Genomic DNA, 24,360 nt, shown 5'->3' with positions numbered 1-24,360 from the left:
CGGCTTGCCGGCGAAAGCGTCTTGACGGACGGTGCAAGACGCAAGGCTGCCTTTGCTGCGATGCGGTGACCAAGGTCAAACAATCCCTACCACCGCGTCGAAATGCAACATTTTCAATAACCCCAGCCCGCCCTCGAAAAACGTTGAAGAACCCTCCTGCCCCGCCTCTACCGCCAAGCCCTGCAAATGTTCACGCCCAGTGAGTTCAGGTAACTCCCCGATCCGCTGCAACAACCGCCACGCCAGCGGACTCAACGCGCAAAACTTCACGCTCCAGTCCTCCGTCCGGCGCACCAGGAGCAAAGATGGCTGGTCAGGCAGCACGTGCGGCTGATAAGCGGGACCGACCCGCTGTACCGGCCAGTCATAACCTAACGGCCAAGCCAGCGGCGAAATCCGCAGGGGCCGATCCAGCAACAACAAGGCACTGGTGGCCGGTAAAGGCTCGGCATCGGACTGTTGCAGCGCCATCTCCACCCACTCGTAATGGGCGAGCTCCACCATGAATGGCGGCCAAAGCCCATCAGCCAAAGCCTTGGGATCAACTGCAAGAAACTCGACAAACTCCTGGGCAATTTCTGCAAATTTTGGTGTGCGAGCCCGATAGTCACGCAGAAAAATCCGCACCAGCGAACGCCAGCGTTCATCGCCCAGAATTTTCACCAATACGGGAAAAGTGCCGCTGAGCAGCGACGACAGGTTGGCAAACACCAGATCGCGATACACCTGTGCCCGCACAGGGTCCATGTCGGCTGGCGGAGCACAATGTTCGGGGTCACGCACATATTGGCCCATGGCGATTTGCTGTTGATGCAAAGAGTGATTTGCCACGGTTCAAGCCCTCTCCTGCAAACGGCGGATGGTCTGTAATTCCGTCGCCAGCTCCGTGAATGCAGGAAAGTTGAAATCCCGCTCCAGCAAGGTCGGTTGCGCACCGAACCGTGCGTATGCCTGAGCCAGCAATGACCAGACTGCCGGTTTGACCGAAGCACCATGGGTGTCGATTTTCAGGGTGTCGGACTCGTCGAAGTGCCCGGCGATGTGCATGGCCACCACCCGGTTCGAATCGATGCCCGCGAGAAACGCCTGCGGGTCAAACCCATGGTTGATCGAGTTCACATAGACGTTATTGACGTCGAGTAACAGGTCGCAGTCGGCCTCGCGCAAAACCGCATTGGTGAACGTCACTTCGTCCATATCCTGCTGCGGGGCGGCGTAGTAAGAGACGTTTTCCACCGCCAGCCGCCGCCCGAGAATATCCTGCGTCTGGCGAATTCGCCCGGCGACGTGGTGCACCGCCTCTTCGGTAAAGGGCAACGGCAACAGGTCGTACAGGTGTCCGTCATCGCTGCAGTAACTCAGGTGTTCGCTGTACAGGGGCACGTTGTAGTGATCGAGAAAACCCCGGATTTCCTGCAAAAACTTAACATCCAGTGGCGACGGCCCGCCCAGAGACAGGGACAAGCCATGGCAGGACAACGGATAACGCTCGGCCAGGGCCCGCAATGCTGCACCGTGGGCGCCGCCGATGCCGATCCAGTTTTCGGGTGCCACTTCCAGAAAATCAAAATCGCCGGTCGGGGCGGCTTGCAGGTCTTTCATCAAGCCGCGACGCAGGCCAAGGCCAACGCTGGCTTTCGAGTTGATGGGAGTTTGCATGGTGTCGATCTCGCACAGTGTTCAGGGATGCGAGCCGTTGCCCGCCTTGAGGCACAGTTAATCGACATCCTGTATCTCGACTGTGTTTGGCAGTGCCCATAACTCAAGGCACTGTGTCCGGCGACGGCCTGGATACACAGCGATACACACCATCATTCCCCTGTAGGAGCGAGCCTGCTCGCGATGGTCGTTAACGCTGACGCGTGTCTCCTGAGTTAACGCAGCGCTCTTGAGTCCATCGCGAGCAGGCTCGCTCCTACAGGGTTCGGTGGCGGTCAAAGCATTCGCTCAAGCCCGTGCAGCACAACGCCCGAACTAATCTCCATGCACGCAGATTCACACACCACCATTCCCCTGTAGGAGCGAGCCTGCTCGCGATGGTCGTTAACGGTGACGCGTGTCTCCTGAGTTAACGCAGCGCTCTTGAGTCCTTCGCGAGCAGGCTCGCTCCTACAGGGTTCGGTGGCGGTCGAAGCATTGTCGCTTTCGTCGCTCAAGCCCGCGCAGCACAGCGCCCGAACTAAACTCAATGCACGCAGGATGAGCAAATCGTCCTGTTCATTCCCACGACCACCGCCCAAAGGCGAATGCCTCGAAAAAAGCCTCTGGACCGTGATCCTGCTGAAGGAGCACACGTGATGGACGAGGCCAGACTCAATGATTTCATGGGCAAGCTGGTGAGTGACATGGGCGGCGCGGCGATGCTCGCCAATGTCATCCTCGGCGAAGAACTGGGCCTGTACCGGGCCATGGCCGACAGCCAGCCGATCAGCCCTGAAGCCCTTGCCGAAAAAACCGGCTGCAACCCGCGACTGGTACGCGAATGGCTCAGCGCCCACGCCGCTTCCGGCTATATGGAACACACCGACGGCCAGTTCCGCCTCCCCGAAGAACAAGCCCTGGCCTTGGCCATCGAAGACTCTGCGGTCTACATCGCCGGAGGTATCGGCGTGGTCGCATCGTTTTTCCATGACAAGGACAAACTGATCAACGCTATGCGCGGCAACGGCGCCCTGGCCTGGGGCGATCACCATCCGTGCATGTTCAGCGGTACTGAACGATTCTTCCGCCCAGGCTACAAGGCACACCTGATCGCCGAATGGCTACCGGCGCTGGACGGCGTGGTGGCCAAACTCGAGGCCGGGGCGAAAGTGGCGGACATCGGCTGCGGCCATGGTGCCTCGACGGTGATCATGGCCCAGGCGTTCCCGGATTCGCGCTTCGTCGGTTTCGATTACCACGCACCTTCCGTCACCGTAGCGACCCAGCGCGCTGAAGAAGGCGGCGTGAGCAATCGGGCCCGATTCTTCCAGGGCACCGCGAAAAGCTTCCCCGGCGACGACTATGACCTGGTCTGCTATTTCGACTGCCTGCATGACATGGGTGACCCGGTCGGCGCGGCCAAACACGCTTATGACGCGTTGAAACCCGATGGCACGGTGTTGCTGGTGGAGCCGTTCGCCAACGACTCGCTGGACGACAACATCACCCCGGTCGGCCGGTTGTTCTATGCCGCCTCGACCTTTATCTGCACACCGAACTCGCTGTCACAGGAAGTCGGCCTCGGGCTGGGTGCCCAAGCGGGCGAAGCGCGATTGCGCAAGGTGTTCGACGAAGCCGGTTTCTCGAGTTTGCGCCGGGCCACGCAAACGCCGTTCAACCTGATTCTGGAGGCACGTAAATAGCCGACCCTTGTAACAGCCGGCTTGCTGGCGAAGGCGACCTCAAATCATGCATCGATCTGGAGGCCCTCTTCGCTGGCACGCCAGCGCCTACGAAGAGCCCACGATTGAAGGCCGCGCATACGAAAAGCCCCTTGGCCGGGCATGATGACCTGTAGGAGCCGGCTTGCCGGCGAAGGCGGCCTCAAACAGTGCACTTGTTTCGCGGCCGATCGCGTCATGCTCGGCAAATGCTAGTCTGAAGACACAACGTTTCGCAGAGTATTGAACATGCTCGACCGCCAGATCCGCGAACAACTCGACCGGCTACGACAACTCATGGCCGACGAGCCGTTTGCAGTCCTGACCGGGGCCGGTATCAGCACACCGTCGGGCATTCCCGACTATCGCGACAACCAGGGCGTGCGCCGTGGCCGTCAACCGATGATGTACCAGGAATTTCTCTCGGCGCCGGAATCGCGCCGACGTTACTGGGCGCGGGCGATGCTTGGCTGGCCACGGGTGCGCCTGGCGCAACCGAACGTGGCCCACGACACCCTCGCCCGCTTGCAAAGCACCCGGCAAATCACCGCGTTGATCACCCAGAACGTCGACACCCTGCACGATCAGGCCGGCAGCCACGACGTGATCGAACTCCACGGCAGCCTGCATCGGGTGTTGTGCCTGGATTGCGGAAAGCGCAGCGAGCGCGATTCGATCCAGCAGTTGATGGAATCCCAGAATCCCTATCTCGCCGGTGTCGACGCGGTGCAGGCACCGGATGGCGACACCTTGCTCGATTCGGCGTTCGAAGCACGCTTTCAGGTGCCCCGCTGCCCCCATTGCGCCGGAGAACGGATGAAGCCGGACGTGGTGTTTTTTGGCGAAAACGTCGCGCAGGCCACGGCCGCCAAAGCCATGGCAACAGTCGAGCAAGCGGCGGGGTTGTTGGTGGTCGGCTCGTCGTTGATGGCGTACTCGGCGTTTCGTCTGTGCCGCGCCGTGGTGGATCAGGGCAAGCCGTTGATTGCGATGAACCTGGGCAAGACCCGGGCGGATGAGCTTCTGGATTTGAAGATTGAAGGGTCGTGTGAACAGCTATTGCCCCTTTTGGCCCAACGCCTGAACGCGTGAAGCCAGAAGAACCCGAACAGTGCAGAAACTGCCATGCGGCGATTCGACTTGCCAGCGAAGGCGGCCGAATGGACGCCGCAATGTTTAACACCGCTTTCGCCAGCAAGCCGGCTCCTACGGGACATCATACGGCGGGACTTTCTCGCTTTTCGCAGGAGCTGGCTCCTACAGGGGTCGTCGCGTCATGCGCTCGCCGAGGTTCTCCTCTTTCAGCACATCAAACAACGCCTGCGCCGCCGCCGACAATTCACTGCCCGGCAGCGTCAGCACCCCCAGTGCCCGCTCAACCACCGGGTTGCTCAAGGTAATACAGTGCGCCCCCAGCTCTCGCATCTGCCCGGCACACAACGCCGGCACCGCGCTCACCCCCAGTCCGCTGGCGACCATCCTCCCAACCGTCGCCAACTGATGGCTTTCGAACTCGACCGGCAGCCTCATGCCACGGGCCTGCAGGTGCTCCTCCAGCATGACCCGCACCGTTGACGGTCGTTGCAACGTGATGAAGGGCTCCTTGAGTAACGTCAGCCAATCGATTTCGTCCAGTTCGGCCAGCGCCGAATCCTGAGGCACCACCGCCACGAAGCGGTCGACGTATAAGGGTGTGAACTCCAGCGACGAACTCTGGGACGGTTCAAACGCGACCCCGAGCTCCACTTGCCGGTCACGCACCATTTCCAGTACTTGCTCGTTGATCACGTCATTGACCGTGACGTTGACGTTCGGATAACGGGCGCGGAACCTCTTGAGGATCGGTGGCAGCAGGTTGCCGGCAAACGAAGGCATGGCCGCCAGGGTAATGCGGCCGCGCTGAAGGGTGAATCGCTGACGCAGTTCATCCTCGGCATTGTCCCAATCGGCAATCAACCGGCGCGCCAGCGGCACCAGGGCTTCGCCTTCGGCGGTCAACGCCACATTGCGCGTGTTGCGGGTGAACAACCGCCCGCCCAGCCCCTCTTCCAGCGCCTTGATGGTCAGGCTCAGGGCCGATTGCGACAAGTGCAGGCGCTCACACGCCACGGCAAAACTCAGGCTCTGGGCAACGGCCAGGAAAGCGCGGATCTGCTTGACGGTCATGGGTCGCTTAGCTCCAAAATGGATGAACCACTGAACCTGTAGGAGCCGGCTTGCTGGCGATTGCAATATGGCAGGCGAAATCGATGTTGGCCTTATCCGCCGCCATCGCCAGCAAGCCGGCTCCTACAGGTTTGCATATTTCATCGATTGATGAGTTTTATCAATTAATATGCCATAAAAATCAACTTAACAAATGAATCCCACAGCGAGACACTCTTTCCCATTCGGCTAGCCAGCCGCCCACAAAGAATAAAAGAGGTGCATATGGCAGGTTTCGACAAGCGCGTGAGTTCCTACGAGGAAGCTCTGGCAGGTCTTGAAGATGGCATGACCGTGATCGCCGGCGGCTTCGGCCTGTGCGGGATCCCGGAAAACCTGATCAACGAGATCAAGCGCAAAGGCACTCGCGATCTGACCGTGGTTTCCAACAACTGCGGCGTCGACGGTTTCGGCCTCGGTGTACTGCTGGAAGACCGCCAGATCAGCAAAGTGGTGGCCTCCTATGTGGGCGAAAACAAGATGTTCGAAGAACAGCTGCTCAGCGGCGCTATCGAAGTGGTTTTGACCCCGCAAGGCACCCTCGCCGAAAAAATGCGCGCTGGCGGCGCCGGCATCCCGGCTTTCTTCACCGCAACCGGCGTTGGCACCCCCGTCGCCGACGGCAAGGAAGTCCGCGAATTCCATGGCCGCCAGTACCTGATGGAAGAATCCATCACCGGTGACTTCGCCATCGTCAAAGGCTGGAAAGCCGACCATTTCGGTAACGTGATCTACCGTCATACCGCTCAGAACTTCAACCCGCTGGCCGCCACCGCCGGCAAGATCACCGTGGTCGAAGTCGAAGAAATCGTCGAACCCGGCGAGCTGGACCCGGCGCAGATCCACACCCCTGGCATCTACGTCGACCGGATCATCTGCGGCACGTTCGAGAAGCGCATCGAACAGCGCACCGTACGCAAGTGATTCCCTGCCCCCGGACCGAATGAAGGAATAACAACAATGGCACTTTCCCGCGAACAAATGGCTCAACGCGTCGCCCGCGAAATGCAGGACGGCTTCTACGTGAACCTGGGCATCGGCATTCCGACCCTCGTCGCCAACTACATCCCTGAAGGCATGGAAGTCATGCTGCAGTCGGAAAACGGCCTGCTGGGCATGGGTCCGTTTCCTACCGAAGAAACCATCGATGCCGACATGATCAACGCCGGCAAGCAAACCGTGACTGCACGGACCGGCGCGTCGATTTTTTCCTCGGCCGAGTCGTTCGCCATGATCCGCGGTGGTCATGTCGACCTGACCGTGCTGGGCGCGTTTGAAGTCGACGTGCAAGGCAACATTGCCTCGTGGATGATTCCCGGCAAGCTGGTCAAGGGCATGGGCGGCGCGATGGACCTGGTCGCCGGCGCAGACAACATCATCGTCATCATGACCCACGCCTCCAAGGACGGTGAGTCCAAGCTGCTGGACCATTGCAGCCTGCCGCTGACCGGCGCCGGTTGCATCAAGCGCGTACTGACCGACCTGGCTTACCTGGAAATCGACAACGGCGCGTTCATTCTGAAAGAACGTGCGCCGGGTGTCAGTGTCGAAGAGATCGTCGCCAAAACTGCCGGTAAACTGATCGTGCCGGATCACGTGCCGGAAATGCAGTTCGCTGCCCAGTGAGGAAATTTTCCATGCAAGACGTCGTCATTGTTGCTGCCACGCGCACCGCGATCGGCAGTTTCCAGGGTTCCCTGGCCAATGTGTCCGCGGTTGACCTGGGCGCTGCGGTGATCCGTCAGTTGCTCGCACAGACCGGCCTGGACCCTGCGCAAGTCGATGAAGTGATCATGGGCCAGGTACTGACCGCTGGCGCCGGGCAAAACCCTGCGCGCCAGGCTTCGATCAAGGCGGGCCTGCCCTTCGCCGTACCAGCCATGACACTGAACAAGGTCTGCGGTTCGGGTCTCAAAGCCCTGCACCTGGGCGCCCAGGCGATTCGTTGCGGCGACGCCGAAGTGATCATCGCCGGCGGCCAGGAAAACATGAGCCTGTCCAACTACGTCATGCCCGGTGCCCGCACTGGCCTGCGCATGGGTCACGCGCAAATCGTCGACACCATGATCAGCGACGGCCTGTGGGATGCGTTCAACGATTACCACATGGGCATCACCGCCGAGAACCTGGCCGAGAAGTACAGCCTGACGCGCGAGCAGCAGGACGCCTTCGCCGCCGCCTCGCAGCAGAAAGCCGTGGCCGCCATCGAAGCCGGGCGCTTCGTTGATGAAATCACCCCGATCCTGATTCCTCAACGCAAGGGCGATCCGCTGTCCTTCGCCACCGATGAGCAGCCACGGGCCGGCACCACCGCCCAATCCCTGGGCAAACTCAAGGCCGCGTTCAAGAAAGATGGCTCGGTGACTGCCGGTAACGCTTCCTCGCTGAACGACGGCGCCGCCGCCGTAATCCTGATGAGTGCCGACAAAGCCAAGGCCCTCGGCCTGCCGGTCCTGGCTAAAATTGCTGCCTATGCCAACGCTGGCGTGGACCCGGCAATCATGGGCATCGGCCCGGTTTCGGCGACTCGCCGTTGCCTGGACAAGGCCGGTTGGTCCATCGACCAGCTTGAGCTGGTTGAAGCCAACGAAGCCTTCGCCGCGCAATCGCTAGCCGTGGCCAAGGACCTGGAATGGGACTTGAACAAGGTCAACGTCAACGGCGGCGCCATCGCCCTCGGTCACCCGATCGGTGCTTCGGGCTGTCGCGTGCTGGTGACCTTGCTGCATGAAATGATCAAGCGCGACGCCAAAAAAGGCCTCGCCACCCTGTGCATCGGTGGTGGTCAAGGCGTGGCACTGGCGCTCGAACGGGCGTAAGCCAATAGCGTTCATCAGACGGCGCGGGGACCCACGAAGAACCGCGCCGCCTGGCAACACCCCCCGGTGCGATGCAAGTCGCACCGGGTTTTTTTTGCCTGCGTTTTGTCAGTTGCAGCGCCTTATCGTCATCGCGAGCAGGCTCGCTCCTACAATGGCCGGACCTTACTTTGTATACAAAACCACTTAATCCGTAGAGCAATCAACCCGACGCAATGTTAACGTTACGACCTCACACAAGTCGGAGATGTGCGCGTGTTGATCCTCAAACTGCTGGTGATTCCAGGATTCCTGCTGCTCATTTCGCTCGCCGGCAAGCGTTGGGGGCCAAGCGTGGCAGGCTGGTTGTCGGGATTGCCGGTGGTGGTCGGGCCGATTCTGTTTTTCCTTGCCATCGAACAAGGCGAGGTGTTCGCTGCACAATCGGCGACGGCTGCGCTGTCGGCCATGTTCGCGATGATTGCCTTTTGCGTGACCTACGCCCAGGTCGCGCAACGCGGGGGATGGCCGCTGGCGTTGACGGTTTCGCTGTCGGTCTGGGCTGGGGTGGCAATCGTGCTGTCGCTGATCCCGGCGTCCCTGGGGTTTTCGGTGTGCGCCGCCGGCATCGCGCTGCTCGCAGCGCCGTACCTGTTCCCCGCCGTGCAACCGGTTATCAACGGCCCGGCCCCCAAATCCGACAAACTGATTTTGCGGATGGTCGCGGGCGCCCTGCTCACCTTGTTCGTGACCTTGCTGGCCAGCACTGTCGGTGACCGCTGGAGCGGCTTGCTCGCAGTATTCCCGGTGTTGGGCAGCGTGATGGCAGTGTTTTCCCAGCAAACCCGTGGTCCGGCGTTTACCGCCGCGTTGTTGCGGGCCACCGCCACGGGAATGTACTCGTTTGCCGCGTTCTGCCTGGTATTGGCCCTGACGCTACCGCAGATGGGGATGAATGCGTTTGTGGTGGGCGTCGCGGTATCCGTGGCCATGCTGGGGGTGACCAAACGCCTGCTGGCAAAACCTCCTGCAACCCGTTCGATTATTTCGCACGAGTAGGACAAAAACCTCGTACGTCAATCGAACAGGTTTCGCCCAAGATCAGCCTCAGTTCAAACCCCTACCGACTGAGGCCTACACCATGAAATTCTTTTTCCACCCTTCGCCAAACCCGATGAAAGTTGCCCTGCTGCTCGAAGAGCTGCAAATACCCTACGAATTGATTGGGGTCGATACCTTCAAGGGCTCGCAACATTTACCCGACTTCCTGGCGATCAACCCGAACGCCAAGGTGCCTGCACTGGTAGACGGCGATGCCACTGTTTTTGATTCCCAGGCCATCCTGTTGCACCTGGCACAAAAATATCAGCGCTTTCTGCCAACCACCGCTGCCGGAAATGCCGAACTGCTGTCGTGGTTGATGTTCATCGCCACTGGGTTGTCGCCGTTCTCGGGTCAGGCTGTGCACTTTCTTCATCACGCACCGCAAGACTTGCCGTACGCAAAAAACCGTTACCTCAAGGAAGTCGAACGCCACTATCGCGTGCTTGATCAGCGTCTGGCGGACCATCCCTACCTGGCCGGTGACACTTACAGCATCGCCGACATGGCACTCTGGGGTTGGGCCAACTACGCGCCCTACATCCTTGGAGAAAGCGGCCTGGCGGCGTATCCAAACGTCAAACGCCTGTTCGATGAAATCAGCGCCCGCCCGGCCGCCCAGCGTGCTCATGGCCTGAAAGAACAACTGGTGCTCAAGGCCGAATTCGACGAAGAAACCCGTCGCAACCTGTTCCCGCAGAATCAGGCGTAAACAACGGGTCGCAGTGCAAATGTCGACCGCTGGTTAGCCAACGCTGGAGTCATCGACAGTGCCCATGGGATGATCGCGCCCCACCGCGCGACCGTCCCTGGAGATATCAATGTCACTGTTCACCAAAAAAGCCCTGATCCTGTTGCTGGCAACAGCGGCGAGCCTGGGGGCTTTGAATGCGCAGGCCGCAAAAGCCGCGTCCAGTGATGCCCCAGCGCAGAAAGTTTCGATGCTCAGTGGCAAGTTTGTATTCAACCTGCCGAAGGGCTTCATCGCCAACCCGTTGCCGGCCAGTCCGAACGGCGCGAGCGGCACGATGTACAGCAACGAGACCACCAAGACCGTGGTCATCGCTGCTGAAAACAGCCTGCCCGAAGGTGTCAGCGTCAAAGACAACGACGGAGCGTTTCTCGACGGCACGGCGGCCGATTTCGACACGGCACAACACAAGGCCCTGCCGGACTACAACAAACTCAGCGAGAAAAGCCTGACCCAAAAAACCGGGCTGGGCCTGCGCCAGGTCGACGGCACCGCCACCCAGGGTGGCGGCCTGACCCTGAGCACAACCCTGATGGCGGCGTCCGGCAACCGCATGGCGGTGATTCAGGTGATCTCTCGCCCCGGCGACATGGCGGCGCATGAAACCCTGATCAAACAGATCGTCAGCGGCAAATAGGATTTACGGGTTGAGGCGCTGCAACCAAGCGCTCAAATCCTGTACTTCTGCGGCACTGATGCTATGCCCGAGACCGGGATAAGCGTGGAACTCGGGTTCGAGCGACACGCTCTGCAACAGACTGTTAGCCTCGGTGCCATCACTGAAGGGCAGGCGTGTGTCCTGCTCGCCATGACCGATGAAAATCGCCAGCGACTGGCGCTTTTCATCGGGCTTTAGCTCGGACTTGAGCACCGGCAGAATCCGCCCGCTCAACGCTGCAATCCCGCCGAGCGCCTGCGGATGTCGCAACGCCACTTCGTAGGACATGATTGCGCCCTGGCTGAAACCCACCAGGAATACTTTCTCCGGCTCCGTGTGATATTTCTTCGCAGCCTGTGCGATGAAATCCAGCAGCACCTGACCACTGGCCTTCAGATCATCCGTCTCACCGTTGTAGGCACCTTCGCCCTTCTTGCGAAACCACTGATAGCTGCCCGCTTCCATCACCATCGGTGCCCGCACGGAAAGATAGTTGTATTGCGCAGGTAAATCATCTTTGATGCCGAACAGGTCCTGCTCGTTACTGCCGTAACCGTGGAGAAAAATCACCAGCGGTTGATGGTTCGATTCAGCGTTGGCCTGCGCCACGTATTTGAGCGGCAGATCGGTTTGCAGCGGGGCTTGAGCGTGGACGGCGGTGGACGTCAGGAGCGTGAGCAGAGCGAGCATCTTCAGCATAAATCTTCCTTCACAGAGCGCAGGATTCGGGGAAGAGCCTAACATCTCTGATCATCTATGCCTGTAGGAGAGTTGAGTCAGTCGTTGATCAACTTGCCCGCCCGAATCGGCTCCCGCCCGGCAACCTTCGCCTGCCACGTGCCTGGCTGGGTGTAGCGACCACGGTCAATGGCAAACAGCACACCACTGGTGCCGGCGTTCACGGTGGTGACCTTGTCACTTAACGGGTCGACCACTTCAAACAACGCATCGCCCTTCTCGACCCACTCGCCGGCTTCGCGCAAGAAACTGACCACGCCATGGTGCGGTGCGAACAGGTATTGGGTGCCTTCAAACGGCATGCCTTCGCAGCACTCGCTCGGTGCCGCCGGCCAAGTGCCGTTGATGCAACCTTGCTCAGCCAAAAACCCCAGAATCGCTTCGCAGTTGGCCTGGGCCTGATCGACCCGGGTGTCGCCCATGCTGCCGAGCTCCAGGGTGGTGGCGAGGTTGGCGGGCGCAATCGCTGCTTCGGGAAAGGCTCTGGCCAGGCGCAGCCATGGCGAGGAACACGACTCGTCGAAAGAGCTGCCGCCGGAATCTTCACAAAGCAACGCGACCCCGGCCTTCAAGCGCGCCGCCAAGGATTGCCACTGTGGCCAATGTTGCGGCAATGCGTAAAGGTGAATCGCTGCCTCGAAATCACAATGCAAATCCAGGGTGATGTCGGCATCGCAAGCGTGGCGCAGCAACAGACGGTGCATTGCTTCAAGCTGCGACGCCGCAGCCGGCAAACCGTCGAGAACCTGTCCCATGGTCTGGCGAATCAGGGCGATGTTGGCTTGGGCATCGGTACCCAGGCGATCACCGATCAACTCGGCGACCGGTGCGCTGAGCTCGACGAACGAACGGTTGAAGTTCTTGCCGCTGCCCAGTTCGAATCGGCCCATGTGGCTGCCTTGCAAATGCTGGTCGAGGCCGATGGGGTTGGCCACTGGTACCAGTTCGATCAGCGCATTCAACAGGCCGCGGCTTTCAAGTTCGCCCAGGCGTTTTTTCAGTTCCCAAGCGGTGCGCATACCGGGCAACTCATCGGCGTGCAGGCTGGCCTGGATGTACACCTTGCGCGTGCCCGCGCCGTAACGGAACACACTCAGGGTGCGCTCGCTGCCCAGGTGGCTCCAGGGCAATGTGTGGTCGATACGTTGCATTGCGAACTCCTACAAAACCTGTAGGAGCTGGCTTGCCAGCGAAGACGACGGCACCTTCAAAAAGGATGTGACTGTCAGATCGCTTTCGCTGGCAAGCCAGCTCCTACCGGTTGGAAATGTATGGGCAGGATAAATCATGAACACAAAAAAAATGGCAACCGCGTCAACGGTTGCCACTTTTCTGGACGGCCGGATTACTCGCCGTAAACGTCAAACTTGAAGTACTTGTCCTGCACTTGCTTGTACTTGCCGTTGGCGCGGATTTCGCTGATCGCGGTGTTGAATTGCTCGGCCAGGGCGGTATCGCCCTTGCGCACGGCAATACCGGCACCGCCACCGAAGTATTTCGGATCGTTGTACTCAGGACCCACGAAGGCGAAACCTTTACCGGCGTCGGTTTTCAGGAAACCGTCGTCCAGGTTGACCGAGTCGGCCAGCAGCGCGTCAATGCGGCCTGAAACCATATCCAGGTTGGCTTCCTGCTGGGAGCCGTAACGCACCAGAACAATTGCGGCCGGTTGCAGTACCTCGGTGGCGAAGCGGTCATGGGTACTGGCGCGCAACACGCCGACTTTCTTGCCCTTGAGTTCGGTCAGCGGGTCCTTGACGTCGGAGCCTTCCTTCATCACGAAGCGAGCCGGAGTGTGGTAGTACTTGATGGTGAAATCGACGTTTTTCTTGCGGTCGTCAGTGATGGTCATGGACGACAGGATCGCGTCGATTTTCTTGACCTTCAGAGCCGGGATCAGGCCATCGAACTCTTGCTCGACCCACGTGCATTTCACTTTCATCTGCTCGCACAGGGCATCACCGATGTCCACGTCGAAACCGGTGAGCTTGCCGTCAGGGGTTTTCATCGAGAATGGCGGGTAACCGGCTTCGATACCGATGCGGATCGGCTTGGCGTCTTCGGCCACGGCGGTCAGGGATAACATCGACAGTGCCAGAGCACCGAACATCACTAGCTTCTTCATTTATAACTCCCGTGTGCGGAGACTTTTATTGGCAGCTTCGATTGGCAGCATTCGGTCATCGCCTTGTGGGCGAAAACCGAAGTGGCCGGCAGTCTAGAGTGGCAACGGGAGGGTAAATTGTGTTGAAGCGACAAAAAGTTATAGAGATGAGAACAGTATTTTTTGGCGAGGGAGCTTGCTCCCGTTGGGTTGCGCAGCGGCCCCAGAAAGCGCCTGCTACGCAGCCGGACGAGAGCAAGACCCCTCGCCACATGGCATTTTCAGATCAACATTCGCAACCGATTGCAGCACCGGATGATTTCAGCATATCGGTATTCAGTTCAAACCCCTCATCCAGCCATCCCGTTACGCCGCCGATCATCTCCTTGACCGGATAACCCAGGGCCGCCAGTTTCACCGCAGCCTTGTTGGCACCGTTGCAATGAGGCCCGGCGCAATAAACCACGAACAGGCTGTTTTTCGGATAACTCGCCAACCCCTCGGCAGTGAGCAGGCGTCCCGGAATATTGATCGCCCCTGGCACATGACCACGCTCGAACGCGAGCGGCCCGCGCACATCCACCAGAATGAAATCGATTTCACCCTGCTGCTGGCTGGCGTAGACGTCGGAACAATCGGTTTCGAAGGTCAGACGGTTGCTGAAATGCATCAAGGCAATGGCCGATGGGGCGGCGGGAATGTCGCGAACCAGACTGGTCATAGGCTGTACTCCAAAGTATCGATAGGTGTGAGAAGACTTTATCCGTGCGCCTCTTGCCGCTACAGTGGCGCACGAGACACTCATCGGGAGTTTTCCGCCAAATGCAATCCAACCCAGGACTGGTCGCGATTCTGGCCTACGACGGCCTCTGCACTTTCGAGTTCGGCATCGCCGTGGAGATCTTCGGCCTGGCACGACCGGAATTCGAGTTCCCCTGGTACACCCATCGCATCGTCGCCGTCGATCAAGGCCCGATGCGCGCCATGGGCGGCATCCAGGTGCTGGCCGATGGCGGCATGGAACTGCTCGCACAAGCCCGGACCATTATCATTCCCGGCTGGCGCGACCGCCGCGCTGCGGTGCCTGGGGAGCTGATCACGGCCCTGCGCCAGGCCCATGCCCGGGGTGCGCGACTGCTGTCGATTTGCTCCGGCGTATTCGTGCTCGCCGCCACCGGCTTGCTCGACGGGCATGGCGCCACCACGCATTGGCGCTACACCACGGAACTGGCCGAACGCTTTCCCGACATCCTGGTGGACCCGGACGTGCTCTATGTCGACGCGGGTCAACTGATCACCTCCGCCGGCAGCGCAGCGGGCATCGATGCGTGCTTGCATCTGGTGACGCGGGATTTCGGCACGCAAGTGGCCAACTCCGTGGCACGACGTCTGGTGATGTCGCCGCAACGCACCGGTGGCCAGGCGCAATTCATTCCGATGCCGGTCAGTCCTACACCACGCAGCGATCTTTCCCGCGTCATGCAGTGGGCCCGGGAGCGCTTGCACGAACCGCTCGAAGTGCGCGAACTGGCCAGTGAAGCGGCCATGAGCGAGCGCACCTTCCTGCGCCGTTTCACTGAAGCCAGCGGTCAATCGCCCAAGACCTGGTTGCAACACGAACGCTTGGGGCGCGCCCGCGAGCTGTTGGAAAGCACCGATCAGAACACCGAGCAGATCGCCCAGCGCTGCGGTTATCGCTCGGTGGAAAGTTTTCGGGTGGCGTTCCGTTCCGTGGTGGGTGTACCGCCGTCAGTGTATCGGGAGCGATTCGGGCGTGCGGGCAACGTTCTATCGTGAAGCGCAGCCGGGGTCATTGCTCGGGCTTGCGCAGCAGATAGGTGTCCATGATCCAGCCGTTGGCCTGCCGCGCAACCTTGCGCACCCGCGCTATTTCATCTGCCACATCCTTGAGTTTGCCGCTGATCAGGATTTCATCCGGCGTGCCCAGATAGGCACCCCAGTAAATGTCTGTCTCCTGATCCGTCACCTGACGGTAGGCATCCTGCGCATCCAGCATCACCACCAGGCTGTCGGCATCACTCACCTGCCCTGCCGCCAGGCGCCGCCCCGTGGTGATTTCCACGGATCGGCCGATCTGGTTCAGCGCCACTTTGTGTTGTGCCGTGAGTGCCTGGACGCTGGTGATACCCGGGATCACTTCGAATTCGAATTCGCAGGCACCTGACGCCAGAAGCGTGTGCAAGATACGAACAGTGCTGTCGTACAACCCTGGGTCGCCCCAGACCAGAAAACCGCCGCACTGACCGTCCGCCATTTCCTCGTTGATCAGACGTACAAACGCTTGCTGCCTGGCCAGGTTCAGATCGTCGACACTGGCCTTGTAGTCCACATCACCACGTTCGCGTTCCGGACTGTGGGCCTCTACAAAACGGTAGTCGCGGTCGCTGATGTAGCGCTCGCAGATCTCGCGGCGCCATTCGATCAGCTGGCTTTTGCTCTCGCCCTTCTCCATCAGAAAAAACACATCGACTCGATTCAACGCCTTCACGGCTTGTATCGTGATGTAGTCCGGATTGCCGGCCCCGATGCCGATGACCAACAGTTTTTTCATCACAGCGACTCCTCAGGATCGGTGCCCGGCAAGCGCAAGCGCCAACGCCCCTGAAACCGTAACTCCACGGCCGACAGCGGCTCCACGTCGATCGAGTTGAACGACGAGCCTTGCAACACATGCGTCAGCGCGGCACGAATGACAAACGGATGAGTGATGGCGATAACGTGACCCGGTGTCGATTGCAGGGACACCAGCCATGCGCTCACTCGTTCGCAGAGCCCGGTGACCGACTCGCCACCGTGGGGTGCCGAATCAGGATCTGCCAGCCAGTGCTGAAGTGCGTCGGGTTCGGTCTTTTGCAATTCGCCAATGCGCATACCGCGCCAGCGCCCGAAATCACAATCCTTCAGGGCGTCGACAACTTGCGCCGCGTTGCCGAACAACTCAGCGGTTTGTCGGGCTCGTAATTCGGGGCCGCACATCAAACGCGGACTTCCCTTGAATTGGGCGCAACGCGATTGCCGCGCCGCTTGCCAATCCATGTCCAAAGGCTCGTCGGTAGGAAAATGCGCCAATTTCTGTGCGACGGTTCGAGCGTGGCACATCAGGGTTAAACGAGTCGCCTGCACAAGTATCACTCTATAAACGCAGCGTTAAACACCTTTACGCCACGGGAGGTGCGCAATTGTGCCGTAGAAAAAGCCTTCGCAGCGTATTTCGCTTGCGTCTGTTCAGACTACACCTACTGACTTCTTGCTGAAGACGCTGCGATCTCCGACCCCAATTCAGGCAATCCCTTACAAGGCTGATCCACTTTGGCTTACGCCCGTGCCACGCGGGTTTGCCCCATTTTTGGGCAAGGAAAAACACTGTGAAAATTAACTAGACAGGCCATGCCTGATAAATAAATACTGCTGCCAATTGACCGTTGAAATCCCCTGTCACTCCATCCAGCAGGAGCCCGGATCTCTCTCCCGGATCCTTGAATTCCACCAGGACCCGATCAGCTGTCTGGTCGACATTTTCAACTTCGAATCAACACCGTTAAACGCAAAGTCTCTGAAAAAGCGGGGTACCTGACCCAGTACAGCGACCGCCGATTTGATACGCAAAAAAAACGACAGTGATAGTCAGATTCGGCCCGAAGGCCGAGTCCATTGATACAAGGAGTATCGCCATGCTGGTCTTGCGTCCAGTCGAGTCCGCCGATCTGCATCAGTTGCAGCGCCTGGCTCGCGAAAGCCTGGTGGGCGTAACGTCCCTGACCGACGATTGCGAACGATTGCGTGAGCGGATTGAGCAGTCCTGCGCCTCGTTCGAAAAAAGCGTCCAGAGCCATGGCCAGGAAAATTACTTCTTCGTCCTCGAAGATCTTACGGAGCAACGCCTGGTGGGCTGCTCGGAGATCCTCGCCACCGCCGGGTTCACCGAACCCTTCTACAGTTTGCGCAACCGGCCTTTCACCAGCGCCTGCCGTGAACTGAACATCGAACACGGCGTACCGGCGTTATCCTTGTGTCACGATCTCAGCGACCACACCCTGTTGCGCGGCTTCCATATCAACCGGATGCTGGAACGCACGCCCCATTCCGAACTCTTGTCACGCGCGCGCCTGTTGTTCATCGCCACCCACCCGCAACGTTTTGCCGCGGCGGTGATCACTGAAATTGTCGGATACAGCACCGATGAAGGCCACTCGCCATTCTGGGACGCTGTCGGCCAGCATTTCTTCGATTTGCCCTATGTCGAGGCCGAACGGCTTTGCGGTCAGCAAAGTCGGGGGTTTCTCGCCGAACTGATGCCGCATTACCCCATCTACGTGCCCATGCTGCCCCAGGCCGCACAAGACTGCATCGGGAAAATCCATCCCGATGGCCAGGAAGCGTTCGATATCCTCGAACGTGAAGGTTTTGAAACCAACAGCTACGTTGACCTTTTCGATGGAGGTCCAACGATGTGCGCGCGCACCGCAGCGATCCGCTCAATCGCCCAGAGCCGGGCAGGCAGGGTGCAACCGGGTTGTTCCATCGATGCCCGGGGTCGATATCTGGTCAGCAATGATTCATTGAACGCTTATCGAGCCATTGTTGCCGACCTCGACTACACCGCCGGGCAACCGGTCATTCTGGATGCGGACATGTGCGCGGTGCTAAGGGTGACAGAAGGAAGCGAGATACGGCTGATTCCCCTGTGATCACGGACAGCCCCAACTCATGAGCACGCGCGAAAAAGGAACTTCAGCATGATCGTCCGCCCGGTTCGGATCACCGACCTGCCTGCCGTGATGACATTGGTGCGCCATGCCACCAAGGGACTCAGCCAGCTGCCGACCAACGAAGAACGCCTGGCCCATCGAATCCGCTGGGCCCAACGCACTTTCGCCCAACAGGTCGATCGCGCCGATGCCGACTACCTGTTCGTGCTCGAAGACGATGATCAGCGGGTGGTGGGCGTGAGCGCCCTGACAGGCGGAATCGGACTGCGAGAGCCTTGGTACACCTATCGAGTCGGGGTGACGGTGAACGCCTCACCCGACCTGGGCATTCAACGCCAGCTCCCGACCCTGTTTCTGAGCAATGAAATGACCGGGCAATCGCAAATCCGTTCGTTGTACCTGCCTCCTGATGAGCGCCGGGGATGCAACGCTCGATTGCTTTCCCTGGGGCGCTTTCTGTTTGTCGCCGAATTTGCGCACCTGTTCGGTGAGAAGTTGATCGCTGAACTGCGGGGCAGTGCCGACGAACGAGGTTGTTCGCCATTCTGGGACAGCGTGGGTCGTCATTTCTTCAAGATGGACTTCAGCCACGCCGAGCAACTGTCGGAACTGGGCAACAAATCGTTCATCGCCGAACTGATGCCGCGCCAACCTCTCTATACCTGCCTGCTGACCGAACAGGCTCAGGCAGTGATCGGCAAGGCTCACGCCACGAACGAAGCGACGCTGAAAGTCCTCAGTGCCGAGGGTTTTACCCACAAGGGTTACATTGATATCTTCGACGCCGGCCCCGTCATCGAAGCCCCGGTGTCGAACATCCGCACCGTGCGCGACAGCCAAACGCTGAGACTGGACATCGGCATACCGGACGAGCAGGCGCCGCCGTGGCTCATCCACAACAGGCGCCTGGAAAACTGCCGCATCACCAGTGCCCAGGCACGATTGGCAGGCGGCAACCTGATCGTTGACCGACTCACCGCCAAGCGTCTGCAACTGCAACCAGGCGACTCGGTGCGCGCTGTACAGCAGCTCAAACCACAGCGACGGGCCGTGGCGGCGTAACTGGCCGGGTTGTCATCGGGCTGCGTCTCGACCGGTACGGGTCGGCAAATTCGTCATCATTGTGGCGCCGCTCGCGTGATAGCCTTCTATTTCTTCGGCGTTGACACTTTTGCTCAAGCCTTTCCATTCCATTGGTGGAACTCATATGTCCAGGCTTTCTCATCAAGATTTGCGGCGCGGTTTTCGTCAACTGTTCGCTTCCCGAACCTGTTACCACACCGCCTCGGTTTTCGACCCGATGTCAGCGCGTATTGCCGCGGACCTGGGATTCGAAGTCGGGATCCTCGGCGGCTCGGTCGCCTCGCTGCAGGTGCTCGGAGCCCCTGACTTTGCCCTGATCACGCTCAGCGAGTTCGCTGAGCAGGCCACTCGCATTGGCCGCGTCGCCCAGTTGCCGGTGATTGCCGATGCCGATCATGGTTACGGCAACGCACTCAATGTCATGCGCACCGTCGTCGAACTCGAACGTGCCGGCATCGCCGCCCTGACCATTGAAGATACCTTGTTGCCTGCCCAGTTCGGCCGCAAATCCACCGACCTGATCACCGTCGCCGAGGGTGTCGGCAAGATTCGCGCAGCGCTGGAAGCCCGGGTCGACTCGGAAATGGCAATCATCGCCCGAACCCACGCAGGCATTCTGCCCGTCCAGGAAATCATCAGCCGCACCAAGCAATATCAAGCTGCCGGCGCGGATGGAATCTGCATGGTCGGGGTCAAGGATTTCGATCACCTGGAGCAAATCGCCGAGCATCTGAGCGTGCCACTGATGCTGGTGACCTACGGCAACCCGGCGCTGCGAGACGACCAACGCCTGGCGGAACTGGGCGTACGCGTCACCATCGATGGCCACGGCGCCTACTTCGCCGCGATCAAGGCCACTTACGACAGCCTGCGTGAGCAGCGACAGATCCTCACTCAAACGTCGGACCTGAGCGCGACCGAGCTGACGCACACCTATACCCAACCGGAGGAATACATCCGCTATGCGGAGGAGTTCATGCGGGTCAAGGAGTGATGAGCGTCTCTGGATCCTGATGTCTGCTTACACCGAATCCACCAGTTCATGCCGCGGCTTGCCACAGTCACAACAGATCACCCGATTGCGGCCAGTGGTTTTGGCCTCATACAGTGCCTGGTCGGCATCGTTGAGCCACAGGGTCGCATCAGTATGGTCAGGATTGAAAGCCGCCAGGCCGATGCTCAGGCTGACCTTCAACGCCGGGTCCTGCTCATAACCCAAGGTGGCAAAGCGGTCGCGCAAGGCATCCATGACCGCTGCGGCGCGGTTCAGGGGCAGGTCGGGCAGGATCACACAGAACTCATCTCCACCATAGCGTCCCGCCACATCGGTCGCCCGCAGGTTCTGCTTGAGCATTTTGCTCAGCTGGCGCAGGACGATGTCACCGGCGACGTGGCCATAGGTGTCGTTGATGGCTTTGAAATGGTCGATGTCGATCAGTGCAATCGCCCCGCCCTTTTGCTGGCGTTTGCAACGCTGGAATTCGACTTCCAGTTGATCCTTCCAGGTCCCGTGGTTGAGCAACCCCGTGAGACTGTCGGTGCGGCTCAGTGCGAGCAATTCACGCTTTTGCCGGCCAAGGGTGTGCGCCTGGCGAAAGCAGATCCAGCCCAACGCCAGTGGATACAGGCACAACAAGGGCAAACAGGCGTAGAGCTGCAGCGAGCTGGTGGCAGGAATGAAGGCCGGGGCGAAGATTTGCAGCCCGACGCCTACACCCAGCAATTGCGCAACCGTGCCTGCCAGCAAAAAACGCAGGCCGCCGATCGCCACATTATTCATAGCCATCATGGAAAGGGTTGTTGCGCTGGGCAACGGATTGAAGTGCATGGCGGCGATCCAGAATCCGCCGAGAAAAGAATCAATCAACAAATTGCGGTGTTCGGCGTGATACGGCGTCCTCGCCCGACGCGCCCATTGGTATGCCAGGTGCGGCCAGAGCACGCCATTGAACAACATGAACCCCCAGACCCAAGGCGCCGGGTCGAGCGGATACATCGCCGCGCTCACGCACACCAGGCCGAGAGCGATCCCCAGAATTCGCGATGTGTAGAGCCTCCTGGCCAGTGAAATTCCCTTTCTTCCCGCTTTTTCCATAGGGCCTCTGTGCCACTCAACGGAATCTCGTAAATCCGGCCTTGCCTGTGTGCTGGAGTCTATCAGGGTGAAGTTAAATAGCCATCACCGGCGGGCGGGCTGAACACCCGCCCATAACGCCATGAACGCAATGCCTCGCGCCCACAAGAAACAGCTATACATGAAGAAGGGTTGATCAAAGGCAATAAGCGGAGGCCCATGCAAACCTTTCAAGTATTGATCATCGGCAGCGGATTTGGTGGCCAGTGCGCCGCGATCAATTTGCTCAAGGCAGGCATCGACGATTTTCGCCTGCTGGAACGGCGGGATTTCTTTGGTGGCACCTGGTGCCAGAACACCTATCCCGGTGCCGCCGTTGACGTACCTTCGCCGCTCTATTCGCTGTCGTTCGCGCCTTTTCTCTGGACGCAAATGTTCGCCGGACAGGCTGAACTTCATCGCTACACCCGTTACGTGGTGGAACACTTCGGTCTGGGCGACAAGGTGGAACTGGGCGCCAATGTCGAAGGCATCGAATGGGACGAGGTGAATACGCGCTGGACTGTGCACACCGCTGGCAAAGGCCTGTTTTGCGCGCAATTTTTGATCAATGCCACAGGCCCGCTGAGCCAACCGGTCATTCCGCCCTTCGAGGGACGGGAGCGTTTTCAGGGCAAGACGTTTCACACTAACAATTGGGACCATGCCTACGATTATCGAGGCCAGCGCGTAGCGATCATCGGCAGCGGTGCCAGTGCAGCCCAGGTGATTCCGGCGATTGCCGCCGATGTCGAGCACCTGCACGTGTTCCAGCGCACACCGCATTGGGTGTTACCCCGGGCTGACCGGACCTTCGGCCGATTCCAGCGTTGGTTGCTGGGGCTCAAACCGGCCTACAAACTGCTGCGCTGGATGATTTACTGGCAATTCGAGACCCGGGTCATTGCCTTCAAATATTCGAAACCGGCCGTGCGCATGGTCCAGCATCAAGCGCTGCGGTTCCTTAAACGCCAAGTGTCCGACCCCCAACTGCGGCGCAAACTGACACCGGACTACACCATTGGCTGCAAACGGGTGATTCTGTCGAGCACACTGTACCCGGCACTTGGCCGCTCGAACGTCACGCTGCACAGCCGCGAACAAGGCATCGCCGCTCTGGACGAAAGCGGTATCGTCACCCGGGATGGCCAACACATCGATGTGGACCTGATCGTCTGGTCCACCGGCTATGACGCCACCGACGGGGTGATTTCCTACCCGGTAACGGGAAAAAACGGCACCCGCCTCAAGGACGTCTGGGCGCAGTACCCTCGGGCCTACCTGGGCACCGCCCTGCCAGACTTTCCCAACCTGTTTATCGTGACCGGCCCGAACACTGGAATTGGCCATACGTCGGCGCTGTTCATCATCGAATCGCAGATGAATTACATCCTCGATTGCATTCGGACCTTGAAAGCGCAAGGTTTAAGCAGCATCGAAGTTCGACCGGAGGCAGAACGTACCTACACTGAAATGATCCACCGTGAAATGGAACGAACCGTGTGGAAGTCCGGTGGCTGCCACAGTTGGTATCAAAGCAGGAGCGGTCATGTGATCGCCATGTTCCCGGGTTTCAGCTTCAGCTTTCATCGCTTGACCCGGAAACTGAAACCCACCGATCACATTTTGTCCTGATCAGCAGTAAGGAGACGCAAATATGTTGTTATTGGTCGTCGTTATTGCGGTTTTCCTGGTCTGGAGCTGGCTGACCTACCCCGCCATCGGCTACTGGGTCTATGACTTGAACATGGCGGCCGAAGCCAAGCTGTACAGGCTGCACAAAATTGTCGTGCCCATCTGCGAGATGACGGTTTCGACCTGGCAAGGCGGCCCCTACGAAGCCACCAGCAGTGTCTTGATGCTCCACGGTTTCAGTGCCGACAAGAATCTCTGGCTGCGCTTTGCCCGGCACTTCGTCAGCACGCATCGAGTGATCATTCCCGACATCGCAGGCCATGGCGAAACCGGCTTCAAGGCGGGTGGCGGCTATGACATCCCGTTGCAGGCCAAGCGGATGATTCAGTTGCTGGATGTTTGCGGCGTCGAGAAGGTCCATGTGATCGGCAATTCGATGGGCGGCTTTATGGCTGCCTGGTTGGCCGCCCATTATCCGGAGCGTATTGTTTCAGTGGCCCTGATCGATCCTGCCGGGGTCACTTCTCCCGAACCCAGTGATCTTGAGCGCCATTTGGCCAAGGGCCACAACCCCTTCCTGATTCACTCGCGCGAAGAATTCCAGCGCTTTTACGCCATGACCATGGCATCGCCGCCTTGGGTGCCAAAGCTGGTGCTTGATGCGGTTGCCCAGCGCTACGAACAATCCTGTGATGAATTGGAGGAAATCTTCCGGGATATGCGTGCCAGTCCGCCGATGGAACCGCACCTCCCCGACATCAGCGCACCTGCGCTGTTGCTTTGGGGACGCAAGGACCGGCTGATCGATGTCAGCAGCGTGGCCATCTGGAGCAAAGGCATCGCCGATCTGCGGGTGGAAATCTGGGACGCCGTCGGTCACATGCCCATGGTCGAGGCACCGACAGGGTCGGCTCGCCTTTATCGGGAGTTTTTGTCATCACTGCGCTCGGAAAGCCCTCAGGATCAACGACTGCATTGAAGATGCAGTCCTTTGAAGAATGAAGTTCGTCAGAATCTTCGTTTGTCGGCGTCGTGGAAGGCTGCGATCTTTTCTCCCATCCTTCATGTCACCGCGCCAGGAA

Annotated in this window: 25 protein-coding genes; 15 read left to right on the top strand and 10 right to left on the bottom strand. The window is 59.4% G+C overall.

Annotation, left to right across the window (positions count from 1 at the left end):
* Nucleotides 1–75: 75 nt before the first annotated feature.
* Both QMK58_RS11925 and QMK58_RS11920 read right to left on the bottom strand, forming a co-directional pair.
* The gene (locus QMK58_RS11925; protein ID WP_156322351.1) at nucleotides 76–831 is read right to left on the bottom strand and encodes a DUF2063 domain-containing protein; all 756 of its coding nucleotides are present in this window, start codon (nucleotides 829–831) and stop codon (nucleotides 76–78) included.
* Nucleotides 832–834: 3 nt separating this feature from the next.
* Nucleotides 835–1,659, bottom strand: a complete 825-nt coding sequence (locus tag QMK58_RS11920; protein ID WP_320396334.1) for a DUF692 domain-containing protein — start codon at nucleotides 1,657–1,659, stop codon at nucleotides 835–837.
* 638 nt (nucleotides 1,660–2,297) lie between these two features.
* On the opposite strand from QMK58_RS11920, the gene QMK58_RS11915 reads away from it, so the two are divergent.
* Nucleotides 2,298–3,344 carry a class I SAM-dependent methyltransferase gene (locus QMK58_RS11915; protein WP_053160345.1) on the top strand — a complete coding sequence of 349 codons (1,047 nt, stop codon included), beginning with the start codon at nucleotides 2,298–2,300 and terminating at the stop codon, nucleotides 3,342–3,344.
* A gap of 267 nt (nucleotides 3,345–3,611) precedes the next feature.
* On the top strand, nucleotides 3,612–4,454 hold the full coding sequence (locus QMK58_RS11910; protein ID WP_320396333.1) for an NAD-dependent protein deacetylase: 843 nt from the start codon (nucleotides 3,612–3,614) through the stop codon (nucleotides 4,452–4,454).
* A 165-nt stretch (nucleotides 4,455–4,619) separates the two neighbouring features.
* Here QMK58_RS11910 and QMK58_RS11905 read toward each other — a convergent pair whose 3' ends face one another.
* Complete coding sequence (locus tag QMK58_RS11905; RefSeq protein ID WP_053160349.1) at nucleotides 4,620–5,528, bottom strand: LysR family transcriptional regulator; 909 nt, start codon at nucleotides 5,526–5,528, stop codon at nucleotides 4,620–4,622.
* Nucleotides 5,529–5,578: 50 nt separating this feature from the next.
* Between QMK58_RS11905 and QMK58_RS11900 the strand changes: the two genes are divergently transcribed.
* The 7 genes from QMK58_RS11900 to QMK58_RS11870 all read left to right on the top strand — a co-directional run bounded on the left by QMK58_RS11900 (nucleotide 5,579) and on the right by QMK58_RS11870 (nucleotide 10,854).
* On the top strand, nucleotides 5,579–5,725 hold the full coding sequence (locus QMK58_RS11900; RefSeq protein ID WP_156322352.1) for a hypothetical protein: 147 nt from the start codon (nucleotides 5,579–5,581) through the stop codon (nucleotides 5,723–5,725).
* 67 nt (nucleotides 5,726–5,792) lie between these two features.
* Nucleotides 5,793–6,491: a CoA transferase subunit A gene (locus QMK58_RS11895; RefSeq protein WP_053160351.1), complete on the top strand. Its 699-nt coding sequence runs from the start codon at nucleotides 5,793–5,795 to the stop codon at nucleotides 6,489–6,491.
* A gap of 36 nt (nucleotides 6,492–6,527) precedes the next feature.
* Nucleotides 6,528–7,193: a CoA transferase subunit B gene (locus QMK58_RS11890; RefSeq protein WP_053160353.1), complete on the top strand. Its 666-nt coding sequence runs from the start codon at nucleotides 6,528–6,530 to the stop codon at nucleotides 7,191–7,193.
* Between the two features lie 11 nt (nucleotides 7,194–7,204).
* A complete protein-coding gene (locus QMK58_RS11885) occupies nucleotides 7,205–8,386 on the top strand; it encodes an acetyl-CoA C-acetyltransferase (RefSeq protein WP_320396332.1) in 1,182 nt (393 codons plus the stop codon).
* Nucleotides 8,387–8,641: 255 nt separating this feature from the next.
* The gene (locus QMK58_RS11880; protein WP_053160357.1) at nucleotides 8,642–9,424 is read left to right on the top strand and encodes a hypothetical protein; all 783 of its coding nucleotides are present in this window, start codon (nucleotides 8,642–8,644) and stop codon (nucleotides 9,422–9,424) included.
* An 82-nt stretch (nucleotides 9,425–9,506) separates the two neighbouring features.
* Nucleotides 9,507–10,178 (top strand): glutathione S-transferase family protein, encoded by a 672-nt coding sequence (locus QMK58_RS11875; RefSeq protein WP_053160359.1) that lies wholly within the window; start codon nucleotides 9,507–9,509, stop codon nucleotides 10,176–10,178.
* A 109-nt stretch (nucleotides 10,179–10,287) separates the two neighbouring features.
* Complete coding sequence (locus QMK58_RS11870) at nucleotides 10,288–10,854, top strand: hypothetical protein (protein ID WP_053160361.1); 567 nt, start codon at nucleotides 10,288–10,290, stop codon at nucleotides 10,852–10,854.
* Between the two features lie 3 nt (nucleotides 10,855–10,857).
* Here QMK58_RS11870 and QMK58_RS11865 read toward each other — a convergent pair whose 3' ends face one another.
* From QMK58_RS11865 to QMK58_RS11850, 4 genes are all read right to left on the bottom strand, one after another.
* On the bottom strand, nucleotides 10,858–11,574 hold the full coding sequence (locus QMK58_RS11865) for an alpha/beta hydrolase (protein WP_053160363.1): 717 nt from the start codon (nucleotides 11,572–11,574) through the stop codon (nucleotides 10,858–10,860).
* 77 nt (nucleotides 11,575–11,651) lie between these two features.
* On the bottom strand, nucleotides 11,652–12,764 hold the full coding sequence (locus QMK58_RS11860; RefSeq protein ID WP_053160365.1) for a succinylglutamate desuccinylase/aspartoacylase family protein: 1,113 nt from the start codon (nucleotides 12,762–12,764) through the stop codon (nucleotides 11,652–11,654).
* A 194-nt stretch (nucleotides 12,765–12,958) separates the two neighbouring features.
* Nucleotides 12,959–13,738, bottom strand: a complete 780-nt coding sequence (locus QMK58_RS11855; protein ID WP_053160368.1) for an ABC transporter substrate-binding protein — start codon at nucleotides 13,736–13,738, stop codon at nucleotides 12,959–12,961.
* A 265-nt stretch (nucleotides 13,739–14,003) separates the two neighbouring features.
* Nucleotides 14,004–14,438 (bottom strand): rhodanese-like domain-containing protein, encoded by a 435-nt coding sequence (locus QMK58_RS11850; RefSeq protein ID WP_053160370.1) that lies wholly within the window; start codon nucleotides 14,436–14,438, stop codon nucleotides 14,004–14,006.
* Between the two features lie 101 nt (nucleotides 14,439–14,539).
* Between QMK58_RS11850 and ftrA the strand changes: the two genes are divergently transcribed.
* Nucleotides 14,540–15,514: a transcriptional regulator FtrA gene (gene ftrA / locus QMK58_RS11845; protein WP_053160372.1), complete on the top strand. Its 975-nt coding sequence runs from the start codon at nucleotides 14,540–14,542 to the stop codon at nucleotides 15,512–15,514.
* A 13-nt stretch (nucleotides 15,515–15,527) separates the two neighbouring features.
* Here ftrA and cobF read toward each other — a convergent pair whose 3' ends face one another.
* Nucleotides 15,528–16,289: a precorrin-6A synthase (deacetylating) gene (gene cobF / locus QMK58_RS11840; protein WP_053160374.1), complete on the bottom strand. Its 762-nt coding sequence runs from the start codon at nucleotides 16,287–16,289 to the stop codon at nucleotides 15,528–15,530.
* Nucleotides 16,289–16,861: a histidine phosphatase family protein gene (locus tag QMK58_RS11835; RefSeq protein ID WP_320396331.1), complete on the bottom strand. Its 573-nt coding sequence runs from the start codon at nucleotides 16,859–16,861 to the stop codon at nucleotides 16,289–16,291. Before QMK58_RS11835 ends, cobF begins: the two co-directional genes overlap by 1 nt.
* A 548-nt stretch (nucleotides 16,862–17,409) precedes the next feature.
* On the opposite strand from QMK58_RS11835, the gene QMK58_RS11830 reads away from it, so the two are divergent.
* The 3 genes from QMK58_RS11830 to QMK58_RS11820 all read left to right on the top strand — a co-directional run bounded on the left by QMK58_RS11830 (nucleotide 17,410) and on the right by QMK58_RS11820 (nucleotide 20,524).
* A complete protein-coding gene (locus QMK58_RS11830; RefSeq protein WP_320396330.1) occupies nucleotides 17,410–18,426 on the top strand; it encodes an arginine N-succinyltransferase in 1,017 nt (338 codons plus the stop codon).
* A gap of 48 nt (nucleotides 18,427–18,474) precedes the next feature.
* A complete protein-coding gene (astA, locus tag QMK58_RS11825; RefSeq protein WP_320396329.1) occupies nucleotides 18,475–19,509 on the top strand; it encodes an arginine N-succinyltransferase in 1,035 nt (344 codons plus the stop codon).
* 145 nt (nucleotides 19,510–19,654) lie between these two features.
* Nucleotides 19,655–20,524: an isocitrate lyase/PEP mutase family protein gene (locus QMK58_RS11820; protein ID WP_053160381.1), complete on the top strand. Its 870-nt coding sequence runs from the start codon at nucleotides 19,655–19,657 to the stop codon at nucleotides 20,522–20,524.
* A 27-nt stretch (nucleotides 20,525–20,551) separates the two neighbouring features.
* Here the strand turns inward: QMK58_RS11820 and QMK58_RS11815 are convergent, their stop codons facing one another.
* Entirely contained in the window at nucleotides 20,552–21,625 is a 1,074-nt protein-coding gene (locus QMK58_RS11815) for a diguanylate cyclase (protein WP_320396328.1), read from the bottom strand.
* Nucleotides 21,626–21,823: 198 nt separating this feature from the next.
* Here QMK58_RS11815 and QMK58_RS11810 point away from each other — a divergent pair, with 198 nt between their 5' ends.
* Together QMK58_RS11810 and QMK58_RS11805 are read left to right on the top strand one after the other, a co-directional pair.
* Complete coding sequence (locus QMK58_RS11810; protein WP_053160385.1) at nucleotides 21,824–23,278, top strand: flavin-containing monooxygenase; 1,455 nt, start codon at nucleotides 21,824–21,826, stop codon at nucleotides 23,276–23,278.
* Between the two features lie 22 nt (nucleotides 23,279–23,300).
* The gene (locus tag QMK58_RS11805) at nucleotides 23,301–24,257 is read left to right on the top strand and encodes an alpha/beta fold hydrolase (RefSeq protein WP_320396327.1); all 957 of its coding nucleotides are present in this window, start codon (nucleotides 23,301–23,303) and stop codon (nucleotides 24,255–24,257) included.
* The last annotated feature ends 103 nt before the right edge of the window (nucleotides 24,258–24,360 follow it).

Origin of the sequence: Pseudomonas sp. P8_241, assembly GCF_034008315.1 — a bacterium.
GTDB lineage: Bacteria > Pseudomonadota > Gammaproteobacteria > Pseudomonadales > Pseudomonadaceae > Aquipseudomonas.
The sequence above is the reverse complement of the archived record's forward strand: the minus strand, read 5'-3'. Positions and strand labels throughout refer to the sequence as shown.

Coding starts and splice junctions, on each gene's coding strand:
- QMK58_RS11920 (WP_320396334.1), bottom strand. CDS start 1,659: ATGCAAACTCCCATCAACTCGAAAGCCAGCGTTGGCCTTGGCCTGCGT.
- QMK58_RS11915 (WP_053160345.1), top strand. CDS start 2,298: ATGGACGAGGCCAGACTCAATGATTTCATGGGCAAGCTGGTGAGTGAC.
- QMK58_RS11910 (WP_320396333.1), top strand. CDS start 3,612: ATGCTCGACCGCCAGATCCGCGAACAACTCGACCGGCTACGACAACTC.
- QMK58_RS11905 (WP_053160349.1), bottom strand. CDS start 5,528: ATGACCGTCAAGCAGATCCGCGCTTTCCTGGCCGTTGCCCAGAGCCTG.
- QMK58_RS11895 (WP_053160351.1), top strand. CDS start 5,793: ATGGCAGGTTTCGACAAGCGCGTGAGTTCCTACGAGGAAGCTCTGGCA.
- QMK58_RS11890 (WP_053160353.1), top strand. CDS start 6,528: ATGGCACTTTCCCGCGAACAAATGGCTCAACGCGTCGCCCGCGAAATG.
- QMK58_RS11885 (WP_320396332.1), top strand. CDS start 7,205: ATGCAAGACGTCGTCATTGTTGCTGCCACGCGCACCGCGATCGGCAGT.
- QMK58_RS11875 (WP_053160359.1), top strand. CDS start 9,507: ATGAAATTCTTTTTCCACCCTTCGCCAAACCCGATGAAAGTTGCCCTG.
- QMK58_RS11870 (WP_053160361.1), top strand. CDS start 10,288: ATGTCACTGTTCACCAAAAAAGCCCTGATCCTGTTGCTGGCAACAGCG.
- QMK58_RS11865 (WP_053160363.1), bottom strand. CDS start 11,574: ATGCTGAAGATGCTCGCTCTGCTCACGCTCCTGACGTCCACCGCCGTC.
- QMK58_RS11860 (WP_053160365.1), bottom strand. CDS start 12,764: ATGCAACGTATCGACCACACATTGCCCTGGAGCCACCTGGGCAGCGAG.
- QMK58_RS11855 (WP_053160368.1), bottom strand. CDS start 13,738: ATGAAGAAGCTAGTGATGTTCGGTGCTCTGGCACTGTCGATGTTATCC.
- QMK58_RS11850 (WP_053160370.1), bottom strand. CDS start 14,438: ATGACCAGTCTGGTTCGCGACATTCCCGCCGCCCCATCGGCCATTGCC.
- ftrA (WP_053160372.1), top strand. CDS start 14,540: ATGCAATCCAACCCAGGACTGGTCGCGATTCTGGCCTACGACGGCCTC.
- cobF (WP_053160374.1), bottom strand. CDS start 16,289: ATGAAAAAACTGTTGGTCATCGGCATCGGGGCCGGCAATCCGGACTAC.
- QMK58_RS11830 (WP_320396330.1), top strand. CDS start 17,410: ATGCTGGTCTTGCGTCCAGTCGAGTCCGCCGATCTGCATCAGTTGCAG.
- astA (WP_320396329.1), top strand. CDS start 18,475: ATGATCGTCCGCCCGGTTCGGATCACCGACCTGCCTGCCGTGATGACA.
- QMK58_RS11820 (WP_053160381.1), top strand. CDS start 19,655: ATGTCCAGGCTTTCTCATCAAGATTTGCGGCGCGGTTTTCGTCAACTG.
- QMK58_RS11815 (WP_320396328.1), bottom strand. CDS start 21,625: ATGGAAAAAGCGGGAAGAAAGGGAATTTCACTGGCCAGGAGGCTCTAC.
- QMK58_RS11810 (WP_053160385.1), top strand. CDS start 21,824: ATGCAAACCTTTCAAGTATTGATCATCGGCAGCGGATTTGGTGGCCAG.
- QMK58_RS11805 (WP_320396327.1), top strand. CDS start 23,301: ATGTTGTTATTGGTCGTCGTTATTGCGGTTTTCCTGGTCTGGAGCTGG.